Here is an 11,821-nt window from a genome sequence, read left to right on the forward strand (position 1 = left end):
GTTCAGCTCCTACTGCTCTGGCTGGTACTGGCCGTCGGCGGCCGGCGCAGAGGGTGTCACCGTCACGGTGACCGTCGGCGTCGGGGTCGGCCTCGGCTTGGCCGGGAGAACGGTGTCGCGCGGATCGGTGCGCGGGGCCTCGACGACGACACCGACGATGTCGAGCTTGGTGAAGCCGACGAACGGCGTGACGTAGATCGTGCGGGTCAGGTCACCGCCGGACGGATCGACCCGGGACACGATCCCGACGGGTACGCCGGGCACGAACGGCTTGTCGGCCTGCGAGCCGAAGGTGACGAGCCGGTCGCCCTTCTTCACCTTGGCCTTGCCGTTGAGGAGCTGGACGCGCAGCGGGCGGTCGCCCTGCCCGGAGGCGAAGCCGAGTTCGTCGCTGCCCTCCATGCGCGTACCGACGGTGAAGTCGGGGTCGTTGGCGAGCAGTACGGTCGCGGTGCCGGGTCCGACGGTGGTGACGCGGCCGACGAGTCCGTCCCCGTTCAGGACGGTCATGTCGCGCTTGATGCCGTCGTTGGCGCCGATGTCGATGGTGACCGTCCAGGAGAAGCCCTGGGCCGCTCCTATGGCGATGACCTCGGCGCCCTTGATGCCGTACTGTCCGGCGCCGGCCGACTTCAGCATCGTGTTGAGCTGGTTGAGTCTGCTGCGGTTGCGGTCGTCGCTGCCGAGGCGGGCCTTGAGCGCCGCGTTCTCCTTCTCCAGCGTGGCGAGGCGGTCGTGCCGGTCACCGGAGTCGCGTACCGCGGAGACCGCGTCGCCGACCGGGTCGACCACGGTGGCCACACCGTCCTCGACCGGGCCGAAAACGGCTGCCGCGGCCTGCCGGGCACCGTCGACCGGTGAGTCCTCCCCGCCGCGGATGTCCACCGTGATCAGTGCGAACGCGACGGCGATCAGCAGCACCAGGAGCAGCCGGCTCTCTCGTGTGTCCCTCACGTGCGGCGGCCGTGCCTTCCTCATAGAAGCTCATGCTGTTGTGGCAGTTGGGCTTGGGGCATGGGGCAGTGCTTTGTGGGAGCTTATGCCTCTATATCAACGATCCGCCGTACGAGAGGAGATCATCTCGTACGGCGGAATCGAAGAGTTACGTCATCTGCGCGGCTGGGCGTCCAGCACCTGCTGGAGCGCCTCGAACTCCTCCACGCACTTTCCGGAGCCGAGCACCACGCTGTCCAGCGGGTCCTCGGCGATGTGGATGGGCATGCCGGTCTCACGGCGCAGCCGCTCGTCGAGCCCGCGGAGCAGGGCGCCGCCGCCGGTCAGAACGATTCCGCGATCCATGATGTCGCCGGACAGCTCGGGCGGGCACTTGTCGAGGGTGGTCTTCACGGCGTCGACGATCGCGTTGACCGGTTCTTCGATGGCCTTGCGCACTTCGGCCGCGGAGATCACGACGGTCTTGGGCAGCCCGGACACCAGGTCCCGGCCGCGGATTTCGGTGTGTTCGTCGTTGTCGAGGTCGTACGCCGAACCGATCGTGATCTTGATCTGTTCGGCAGTCCGCTCACCCAGTAGAAGGGAGTACTCCTTCTTGATGTGCTGGATGATGGAACTGTCCAGTTCGTCACCCGCGACGCGGATGGACTGGGCGGTGACGATGCCGCCGAGGGAGATGACCGCGACCTCCGTGGTGCCGCCGCCGATGTCCACCACCATGTTGCCCGTGGCCTCGTGGACCGGCAGGCCGGAACCGATGGCCGCGGCCATGGGCTCCTCGATGATGTGCACCTGGCGTGCGCCGGCCTGGGACGAGGCCTCGATGACGGCGCGGCGCTCGACGCCCGTGATGCCCGAGGGCACACAGACGACGACACGGGGGCGGGCGAGATACCGCCGCTTGTGAATCTTCAGAATGAAGTAGCGGAGCATCCGCTCGGTGATCTCGAAGTCGGCGATGACGCCGTCCCTGAGCGGGCGCACGGCAACGATGTTGCCGGGCGTCCGACCGATCATCTTCTTCGCTTCCGATCCGACCGCGAGAATGCCACCGGTGTTGGTGTTGATCGCGACGACGGACGGCTCGTTGAGTACGATCCCGCGACCCCTGACGTACACCAGCGTGTTGGCCGTCCCGAGGTCGATTGCCATGTCGCGGCCGATGAACGACATTGAGTTCCCCATCAGGATTCGTCTGGCCTTCCCAAGTGAAGCGTGTGATGGCTTTGGTTTGGGGTGGCGAAGTGGGTGCGGGTGGCATGAAAGCTTGCGAGGTCTACATCGTAGTCTCGCCTGCACGGACACCGCGCGAGGGTCTTCGCCATTGTCAGCATGCGCTGTGCCGTCCCGCTTCTGGAGACGAGCGTTCGGGGGTAGCCGTTCCCCCGATCGGCGCGCATATGCCGGAGGACGGCCGGTTTTCGACGGCCGTCCCAGGTCAGACATCCGGTGAAGTGACGGTTCCTCAGAAACCATGCCAACAGAAACTGCGCAAAAAATTCACCGGCCGTACGCCGATGCCCAGGACGGGTTCAGACGCGGCCGGGGAAGAAGATCTTCAGCTCACGCTCGGCGGACTCCTCGGAGTCGGAGGCGTGGATGAGGTTCTCGCGCACGATCACGCCGTAGTCACCCCGGATGGAACCGGGGGCGGCGGCGATGGGGTCGGTGGGCCCGGCGAGTGCGCGCACACCCTCGATGACCCGCTCACCCTCGACGACCAGGGCGACGACGGGGCCTGAGGCCATGAACTCGACGAGGGGCTCGTAGAAGACCTTGCCCTTGTGCTCGCCGTAGTGCTGCTCCAGCGTCTCCTGGTCCAGGGTGCGCAGCTCCAGCGCGGTGATCCGCCAGCCGGCCTTGCGCTCGATCCGGCCGATGATCTCGCCGGTCAGGCCGCGACGGACGGCGTCGGGCTTGAGGAGGACGAGGGTGCGCTGAGTCACGGGGGTGGCTCCATTCGAGGTCACGTGTGTGCGGTGCTCAGAGGCTACAGGGCGGGTCCGAACGGGTGTTACGCAGCGTCAGGACTGGTCGCCCGGGCCTGCGCGGCGAAGCGCGCCTTGGCCTCGTCGATCTTTCTGCCGTAGTGCACGGAGGCCCACCACAGCGCGGCGAACATGACCCCCATGAAGAACATGGTGGGGACGATGAACCCGGACGCGATGAGTCCGATCTGGAGCGCCCAGCCGAGCTGCACACCCCCGGGCCGGGTCACCACACCGCACAGCAGCACGCACAGCAGCATGGCGATACCGCTGACCGTCCACACGGTCGTCATGGACAGGTCGGGATCCTTCATGGCGACGAGGCCGGCGAAGCCGATCAGGAAGACCTCGCCGATCAGGGTCGAAGCACAGAGCGTACGCACGGAAAGTCAGCCCCTCCCCAGGAGCAGTCGGGTCTCGCCGACGGTGATGACGGAGCCGGTGACGAGCACGGCGCCGCCGGAGAACTCCCCGTCCTCCTCGGCGAGGGTGATGGCGGCCTCCAGGGCGTCGTCGAGGCGCGGTTCGACCTGGACGCGGTCGTCGCCGAAGACCTCGACGGCGACGGCGGCCAGCTCGTCGGCGTCCATCGCGCGGTGGCTGGAGTTCTGCGTGACCACGACCTCGGCGAAGATCGGCTCGAAGGCCTCCAGGATCCCGCGCGCGTTCTTGTCCGCGCTGGCCCCGACCACACCGATCAGCCGGCTGAAGTCGAAGGCCTCACCGACGGCCTCCGCGGTGGCCCGCGCGCCCGCCGGATTGTGCGCGGCGTCGAGCACGACGGTGGGAGAGCGCCGTACGATCTCCAGCCGCCCGGGGGACGTCACCGCGGCGAACGCCTTGCGTACGGTGTCGATGTCGAGGGGCTCGGGCCGCTGGGTGCCGACGCCGAAGAACGCCTCGACGGCGGCCAGCGCGACGGCGGCGTTGTGGGCCTGGTAGCCGCCGTGCAGCGGCAGGAAAACGTCCTCGTACTCACCGCCGAGTCCGCGCAGTGTCAGCATCTGGCCGCCGACGGCGACCTGCCGGGCGGCGACCCCGAACTCCAGCCCTTCCCTGGCCACCGTGGCGTCCACCTCGACGGCCTTCTTCAGGAGCACCTGGGCCGCGTCTACGGGCTGCTGGGCCAGGATGACGGTGGCGTCCTGCTTGATGACGCCGCCCTTCTCGCCGGCGATCTCACCGGGCGTCTCCCCGAGCCGGTCGGTGTGGTCGAGGTCGATGGGCGTCACGACGGCCACATCCGCGTCGATGACGTTGGTGGCGTCCCAGGTGCCCCCCATCCCGACCTCGACGACGGCCACGTCCACGGGTGCGTCGGCGAAGGCGGCGTACGCCATGCCGGTCAGCACCTCGAAGAAGGAGAGCCGGAACTCCTGCTGGGCGTCGACCATCTCGACGTACGCCTTGATGTCCTCGTACGTCTCGACGAACCGCTCGGCGGAGATCGGCGACCCGTCGAGACTGATCCGCTCCGTGACCGACTGGACGTGCGGGGAGGTGTACCGACCGGTGCGCAGGTCGAAGGCGCCGAGGAGGGCCTCGATCATGCGGGCGGTGGAGGTCTTGCCGTTGGTGCCGGTGATGTGGATCGAGGGGTACGCGCGCTGCGGCTCCCCCAGGACGTCCATCAGCGCGGCGATACGGCTGACGGACGGCTCCAGCTTGGTCTCGCCCCAGCGTGTCGCGAGCTCCGCCTCGACCGCACGCAGGGCCTGGTCGATCTCGGGGTCCTGCGGTCGGGCCGGCACGTCTGCGCTGGGGGCTCCGCCCTGGGTGCGCAGGGTGCGGCTGCCGGCCTCGATGACCGCGAGGTCGGGGTCCCGGTCGGTCTCGGCGTCGATGATCTCGTCGAAGGGGTCGGTGTCGCTCACGGGGTCAGTCTACGGAGGGGGGCGCCTACGGCGTGGGGTGGAGGGGTTTGTGGGGCGAGTGCGGGTCTCGTTGTGGCTGGTCGCGCAGTTCCCCGCGCCCCTTCAGGGCGCGACAGGCCCCGGAACTTCATAGTTCCGGGGCCTGTCGCACCGTACAAACTCCTACGCCTGCGGCAGGCCCTCCAGCTGGGCCTGGATGCGTGCGATGTCCTCGTTCGCCTTGGTCAGCCGACCTCGGATCTTGTCCACGACGTTGTCCGGGGCCTTCGCCAGGAACGCCTCGTTGCCGAGTTTGGCGTCGGCCTGCTGGCGTTCCTTCTGCGCCGCCGCGAGGTCCTTCGCGAGGCGCTTGCGCTCCGCGGCGACGTCGATCGTGCCGGAGAGGTCGAGGGCGACCGTGGCGCCGGCGACCGGGAGGGTCGCGGTGGCGTGGAAGCCGTCCTCCTCGGGCTGGAGGCGGAGCAGCTGGCGGATGGCCGCCTCGTGCGCGGCGAGCGCGGTGCCGTCGAGGGTGAGGCGGGCGGGGACCTTCTGGCCGTCCTGGAGGCCCTGCTCCTTACGGAAGCGGCGGACCTCGGTGACGACGGCCTGGACGGTACCGATCTCGGCCTCGGCCGCCTCGTCGCGGAAGCCGCTGTCGGTCGGCCACTCGGCGATGACGAGGGACTCACGGCCGGTCAGCGTGGTCCACAGCGTCTCGGTGACGAAGGGGACGACCGGGTGGAGCAGCCGCAGCATGACGTCGATGACCTCGCCGAGGACCCGGCCGGAGACCTTGGCCTGCTCGCCGCCCGCGAAGAAGGTCGTCTTCGACAGCTCCACGTACCAGTCGAAGACCTCGTCCCACGCGAAGTGGTAGAGGGCGTCGGCGAGTTTCGCGAACTGGTAGTCGTCGTAGTACGCGTCGACCTGCGCGATCGTCTTGTTCAGGCGGGAGAGGATCCAGCGGTCGGTCGCGGTCAGCTGCTCGGCAGCCGGGAGCTCGCCCTCGATGGTGGCGCCGTTCATCAGCGCGAAGCGGGTGGCGTTCCAGATCTTGTTGGCGAACTTGCTGGACGCCTGGACCCATTCCTCGCCGATCGGGACGTCGGTGCCGGGGTTGGCGCCCTTGGCCAGGGTGAAGCGGACGGCGTCGGAGCCGTACTTGTCCATCCAGTCCAGCGGGTCGACCACGTTGCCGAAGGACTTCGACATCTTCTTGCCGCGCTCGTCGCGGACCAGACCGGTCAGCGCGATGGTCTTGAACGGGGCCTCGCCGTCCATGGCGTACAGGCCGAACATCATCATCCGGGCGACCCAGAAGAAGATGATGTCGTGGCCGGTGAGCAGAACGTCGGTCGAGTAGAACTTCTCGAGGTCCGGGGTCTGTTCCGGCCAGCCGAGGGTGGAGAACGGCCACAGGCCGGAGGAGAACCAGGTGTCGAGGACGTCCGTGTCCTGGGTCCAGCCCTCGCCGGTCGGTGTCTCGTCGTCGGGTCCGAGGCAGACGACCTCGCCGTCCGGGCCGTACCAGACGGGGATGCGGTGGCCCCACCACAACTGGCGTGAGATGCACCAGTCGTTGAGGTTGTCGACCCAGTCGAAGTAGCGCTTGGACATCTCCTCGGGGTGGATCGTGACCCGGCCGTCGCGGACCGCGTCGCCGGCGGCCTTGGCCAGGGTCTCGACCTTGACCCACCACTGGAGGGACAGGCGCGGCTCGACGGTGGTGGAGCAGCGCGAGCAGTGCCCGACGGAGTGCGTGTACGGGCGCTTCTCGGCGACGATCCTGCCCTGTCCGCGCAGCGCGCCGACGACGGCGGAGCGGGCCTCGAAGCGGTCCAGGCCGAGGAAGGGGCCATGGACGGTGATGACACCGTGCTCGTCCATGATCGTCATGTTGGGCAGGTTGTGGCGCTGCCCGATGGCGAAGTCGTTCGGGTCGTGGGCCGGCGTCACCTTGACGGCACCGGTGCCGAACTCCGGGTCGACATGCGTGTCGGCGACGACCGGGATGGACCGGTCCGTCAGCGGCAGCTTGATCTGCTTGCCGACGAGGTGCTTGTAGCGCTCGTCGTCGGGGTGGACGGCGACAGCGGTGTCACCGAGCATCGTCTCGGCGCGGGTGGTGGCGACGACCAGGCTGTCCGCGCCCTCGCCGTACCTGATCGACACGAGCTCGCCCGCATCCTCCTGGTACTCCACCTCGATGTCGGAGATGGCCGTCAGACAGCGGGGGCACCAGTTGATGATGCGCTCGGCACGGTAGATGAGGCCGTCGTCGTAGAGCTTCTTGAAGATCGTCTGGACGGCCTTCGACAGCCCCTCGTCCATCGTGAACCGCTCGCGGCTCCAGTCGACGCCGTCGCCGAGGCGCCGCATCTGCCCCAGGATCTTGCCGCCGTACTCCTCCTTCCACTGCCACACGCGCTCGACGAACTCCTCGCGCCCCAGGTCGTGGCGCGACTTGCCCTCCTCGGCGAGCTGCTGCTCGACCTTGTTCTGGGTGGCGATACCGGCGTGGTCCATGCCAGGGAGCCACAGCGACTCGTAGCCCTGCATGCGCTTGCGGCGGGTGAGGGCGTCCATGAGCGTGTGCTGGAAGGCGTGGCCCAGGTGGAGGGAGCCGGTGACGTTCGGGGGCGGGATGACGATGGTGTAGGCGGGCTTGTCGCTCTTCGCGTCGGCGGCGAAGTAACCGCGCTCCACCCAGCGCTCGTACAGCTTCCCCTCTACCTCGGCCGGCGCGTACTGGGTCGGCAGTTCGGTGATGGGCGCTGTTGGCTGCTGCTGAGCGTTCTCGGTCACCCGGTCAGTTTAGAGGCGTCACCGCCCTGTCCCGAAACACGATTCTTTCGTAACGGTGGGGCACCCGCGGCAACTCCCGCCCCTGGCCTGCGCGAGGATGTCAGGAACACATAAGCATCTGGAGGGGAACCCAGAGATGAGCCACAACCAGCCGGGCCCGTACGGCGGACCGCCACAGCAGCCCGGGCCGTACGGCCAGCCCGCCCAGCCGGGTCCGTACGGTCAGCCGCCACAGGCACCCCAAGCACCGCAGGCGGCTCCCCAGCCCGGCTACGGCTACCCCCAGCAGGCTCCCCCGGCCCAGCCGGGCTACGGCTACCCGGCGCAGGCCCCGCAGCAGCCCACCGCGTACGGCCAGCAGCCCCCCTACGGTCAGCAACCGCCGTACGGCCAGGCGCCGTACGGGGTTCCGCAGCCGCCGGCGTCCGGTGGCGGCAAGAAGACGACGGGGATCGTCATCGGGGCGGTGGCGGCCGTGGCCGCGGTCGCTGTGGGGGCGTACTTCGTGTTCGGCGGCAGTGGTGGCTCGGGCAGCGGCGACATCGCCGACGACGGGGCGCACAAGCTGACGGCGCCGGCGACCGTGATCGGCGGCACGTACAAGAGCAGCGGCGAATCGGCCGACGCGATGACCGACTCGGAGATCAAGGAAGCCGAGGGGTGGGGTGTGCAGAACCCCAAGAACGTCAGCGCGGGCTACAAGTCGGGGTCGGGACTCACCACCAAGAACCTCATGTTCTCCGGTGTGTACGGCACGATCGACGACCCGGAGACGGTCGTCGACGCCATGTTCACCCAGATGAAGACGGAGTCGGAGAAGGACTCCTCCTTCGGCGGCAAACTCGTCGGCAGCCCGCAGGCGTTCACGCCCTCGGGCTTCGAAAACGGCGTCATGAAGTGCCAGCACATCGAGAGCACCGACGCCGGTAGGACGACGCGTATGCCGCTCTGCATCTGGGGTGACCACAGCACCCTCAGCTACGTCGTCTCGTACGACCTCGCCTCGATCACCGCGGGCGGGGGCGCCTCGCTGGAGGACGCGTCCGCGCTCGCGGCGAAGCTCCGCGCCGATGTGCGCGTCAAGGCCTGACACGCCTCGCCTGCGAACCTGAGACAACTGCGGAGGGGCCCCGGTCAACAGACCGGGGCCCCTCCGCAGTTGCTTTTACAGTTGGCTCAATTCCCTTGAGCTGCCCTGCTGTTACGCCGTCTTCTGCTCCCCCGGGCCACGCCCGCGGGCGTCCCTCGGGATCAGGGTCGGGTTCACGTTCCTCAGGACGACGTCCGCCGTGATGACGACTCGGGCCACATCCTTGCGGGACGGGACCTCGTACATCACCGCCTGGAGGACCTCCTCCATGATGGCGCGCAGGCCACGGGCGCCGGTCTGGCGCAGGATCGCCTGGTCGGCGATGGCCTCCAGGGCCTCGCGCTCGAAGTCCAGCTCCACGCCGTCGAGTTCGAAGAGGCGCTGGTACTGCTTGACGAGGGCGTTGCGCGGCTCCACCAGGATCTGGAGGAGCGCCTCGCGGTCGAGGTTGTGGACCGACGTGATGACCGGGAGACGACCGATGAACTCGGGGATCATGCCGAACTTCACCAGGTCCTCGGGCATGACGTCCTCGAAGCGGTCCTTCGCCTCCAGCTCCTTCTTGGAGCGGATCGTGGCGCCGAAGCCGATGCCCTTTGCACCCGCGCGGGACTCCACGAGCTTCTCCAGGCCCGCGAAGGCACCGCCCACGATGAACAGGACGTTCGTCGTGTCGATCTGGATGAACTCCTGGTGCGGGTGCTTGCGTCCGCCCTGCGGCGGGACGGAGGCCGTCGTACCTTCGAGGATCTTCAGCAGGGCCTGCTGTACTCCCTCGCCGGAGACGTCACGCGTGATCGACGGGTTTTCACTCTTCCGCGCGACCTTGTCGATCTCGTCGATGTAGATGATTCCGGTTTCGGCCTTCTTGACGTCGTAGTCCGCCGCCTGGATCAGCTTCAACAGGATGTTCTCGACGTCCTCGCCGACATACCCCGCCTCCGTCAGCGCCGTCGCGTCCGCGATGGCGAACGGGACGTTCAGCATGCGCGCGAGGGTCTGCGCGAGGAGGGTCTTGCCGGAGCCCGTGGGGCCCAGCAGGAGGATGTTGGACTTCGCCAACTCGATGGCGTCCTCGCGGCTCTGACCGCCGCCGTTCTCACCGGCCTGGACCCGCTTGTAGTGGTTGTACACCGCGACGGAGAGGGCCTTCTTGGCCGACTCCTGCCCGACCACGTAGCCCTCGAGGAACTCGTAGATCTCACGAGGCTTGGGGAGTTCCTCCCACCTGACCTCGCTCGTCTCCGCGAGCTCTTCCTCGATGATCTCGTTGCAGAGATCGATGCACTCGTCGCAGATGTACACACCGGGGCCTGCGATGAGCTTCTTGACCTGCTTCTGGCTCTTGCCACAGAACGAGCACTTGAGCAGATCGCCGCCGTCACCGATGCGTGCCACGGTGTGCTTCCCCTTCGCCTGGGAGACGCCTAGGTCCAGCGGCTCCTGGTGCTGCCTTATGTCCGACGGTACCTTGCCTGCCCCCCCGTTCGGGCCCCCCTTGGCGCGGTTCACTTTGACGTGCTCCGTGTCAAACCGTGCCAAGGGGCAGCAGACGATACAGCTATACGTCAGGCAACCGCTGAGTTGTTCATCTTCCGGGTGGAGATGATCTGGTCGATCAGTCCGTACGCCAACGCGTCCTCGGCCGTGAGGATCTTGTCGCGCTCGATGTCCTCGCGGATCTTCTCGATCGGCGTGGTGGAGTGCCTGGCCAGCATGTCCTCCAGCTGGGCACGCATCCGGAGGATCTCGTTGGCCGCGATCTCCAGGTCGGAGACCTGGCCACGGCCGGTCTCGGAGTACGGCTGGTGGATCAGCACGCGCGCGTTGGGCAGCGCCATGCGCTTGCCCGGCGTACCGGCCGCGAGGAGGATCGCGGCGGCCGAGGCCGCCTGGCCCATGCAGACCGTCTGAACGTCCGGCTTCACGAACTGCATCGTGTCGTAGATCGCAGTGAGCGCCGTGAAGGAGCCGCCGGGGCTGTTGATGTAGACCGAGATGTCCCGGTCGGGGTCCATCGACTCCAGGCACAGCAGCTGCGCCATGACGTCGTTGGCGGAGGCGTCGTCGATCTGCACGCCAAGGAAGATCACGCGCTCCTCGAAGAGCTTCGCGTACGGGTCGTACTCACGCACGCCCTGCGAGGTGCGCTCGACGAAGCGCGGGATGACGTAGCGGGATTCGGCGCTGGGGCCGGTGTACTGAGCCTGGGCGGCCTGAGCCGCCCTCGTACGGTCGTAGAGGCCGCTGCCGGGGAAGTCGTTCACGATGTCTCCTGAAAGGGGCTGAGGCGGGGGCTGGAGGGCGATGAGGGCACTTACGAGCCCGCACCCGCGGTGCCGCCGCCGCCCGGGATGCCTGCAGCCGTGGCGATGACGTCGTCGATGAGGCCGTACGCCTTGGCCTCCTCGGGGTCGAACCAGCGGTCGCGGTCCGAGTCCCGGGTGACCTGCTCGACGGTCTGGCCGGTGTGATGCGAGGTGAGCTCGGCCATGCGCTTCTTGGTGTGCAGCAGCCGCTCGGCGTGGATCTTGATGTCCGAGGCCGAACCGGCGAGGCCGGCGGACGGCTGGTGGATCAGGATCTCGGCGTTCGGCAGCGCGAAGCGCTTGCCGGGCGTACCCGCGCTGAGCAGGAACTGGCCCATGGAGGCGGCGAGGCCCATGGCGATGGTCATCACGTCGTTCTTGATGAACTGCATGGTGTCGTAGATCGCCATGCCCGCGGTGATCGAGCCGCCGGGGCTGTTGATGTAGAGGTTGATGTCCTTGTCCGGGTCAGCGGCGGCAAGGAGCAGCAACTGCGCTGTGATCTTGTTCGCGATGTCGTCGTCGACCGGCTGGCCGAGGAAGATGATCCGCTCGTTGAGCAGCCGGTTGTAGACCTGGTCGCCGAGACCACCGCCGATGGAAGGCTCGCCGGCGGCGGAAGGCATCAGATTCGTCACGTCGTATCCACCTGCTCGTCTTACGACGGCGCCGGGCCGTCTCACGTGTTCTGCCGGGGCGTGGGGCTGTCCGGCGGTTATCGGGAACTCCCCTGCCCTCGTATTCATGGACCCTAACGCGCGGGTCCCTCCGGGGAATCCCGGGAATGGAACTGTTCGCTGTGAGCGCATGCGCTCCGCT

Annotated in this window: 10 protein-coding genes; 1 reads left to right on the forward strand and 9 read right to left on the reverse strand. The window is 67.8% G+C overall.

The features are described from left to right. Positions 1 to 9: 9 nt before the first annotated feature. The 6 genes from mreC to ACH4TV_RS05205 form a co-directional block, all read right to left on the reverse strand. Entirely contained in the window at positions 10 to 954 is a 945-nt protein-coding gene (gene mreC / locus ACH4TV_RS05180) for a rod shape-determining protein MreC (RefSeq protein WP_398394336.1), read from the reverse strand. 153 nt (positions 955 to 1,107) lie between these two features. Further along, the gene (locus tag ACH4TV_RS05185; protein ID WP_164320655.1) at positions 1,108 to 2,127 is read right to left on the reverse strand and encodes a rod shape-determining protein; all 1,020 of its coding nucleotides are present in this window, start codon (positions 2,125 to 2,127) and stop codon (positions 1,108 to 1,110) included. Between the two features lie 359 nt (positions 2,128 to 2,486). Beyond that, positions 2,487 to 2,900, reverse strand: coding sequence for a nucleoside-diphosphate kinase (gene ndk / locus ACH4TV_RS05190; protein WP_398394338.1), 414 nt, complete (start codon positions 2,898 to 2,900; stop codon positions 2,487 to 2,489). 68 nt (positions 2,901 to 2,968) lie between these two features. After that, on the reverse strand, positions 2,969 to 3,325 hold the full coding sequence (locus ACH4TV_RS05195; RefSeq protein WP_398394340.1) for a DUF4233 domain-containing protein: 357 nt from the start codon (positions 3,323 to 3,325) through the stop codon (positions 2,969 to 2,971). A 6-nt stretch (positions 3,326 to 3,331) separates the two neighbouring features. Continuing rightward, positions 3,332 to 4,816, reverse strand: coding sequence for a bifunctional folylpolyglutamate synthase/dihydrofolate synthase (locus tag ACH4TV_RS05200; protein WP_398394342.1), 1,485 nt, complete (start codon positions 4,814 to 4,816; stop codon positions 3,332 to 3,334). 162 nt (positions 4,817 to 4,978) lie between these two features. After that, positions 4,979 to 7,603: a valine--tRNA ligase gene (locus tag ACH4TV_RS05205; RefSeq protein ID WP_398394344.1), complete on the reverse strand. Its 2,625-nt coding sequence runs from the start codon at positions 7,601 to 7,603 to the stop codon at positions 4,979 to 4,981. 136 nt (positions 7,604 to 7,739) lie between these two features. Between ACH4TV_RS05205 and ACH4TV_RS05210 the strand changes: the two genes are divergently transcribed. Next, a complete protein-coding gene (locus ACH4TV_RS05210; protein WP_398394346.1) occupies positions 7,740 to 8,693 on the forward strand; it encodes a hypothetical protein in 954 nt (317 codons plus the stop codon). 111 nt (positions 8,694 to 8,804) lie between these two features. On the opposite strand, the gene clpX is transcribed toward ACH4TV_RS05210, so the two are convergent. The 3 genes from clpX to ACH4TV_RS05225 form a co-directional block, all read right to left on the reverse strand. Beyond that, a complete protein-coding gene (clpX, locus tag ACH4TV_RS05215) occupies positions 8,805 to 10,091 on the reverse strand; it encodes an ATP-dependent Clp protease ATP-binding subunit ClpX (protein ID WP_398394348.1) in 1,287 nt (428 codons plus the stop codon). A 170-nt stretch (positions 10,092 to 10,261) separates the two neighbouring features. Beyond that, positions 10,262 to 10,960, reverse strand: a complete 699-nt coding sequence (locus ACH4TV_RS05220; protein WP_398394350.1) for an ATP-dependent Clp protease proteolytic subunit — start codon at positions 10,958 to 10,960, stop codon at positions 10,262 to 10,264. 50 nt (positions 10,961 to 11,010) lie between these two features. Continuing rightward, positions 11,011 to 11,640 carry an ATP-dependent Clp protease proteolytic subunit gene (locus tag ACH4TV_RS05225; protein ID WP_398394352.1) on the reverse strand — a complete coding sequence of 210 codons (630 nt, stop codon included), beginning with the start codon at positions 11,638 to 11,640 and terminating at the stop codon, positions 11,011 to 11,013. Positions 11,641 to 11,821: the final 181 nt, after the last annotated feature.

Origin of the sequence: Streptomyces sp. NPDC020898 (genome assembly GCF_044333925.1) — a bacterium.
Lineage (GTDB): Bacteria > Actinomycetota > Actinomycetes > Streptomycetales > Streptomycetaceae > Streptomyces.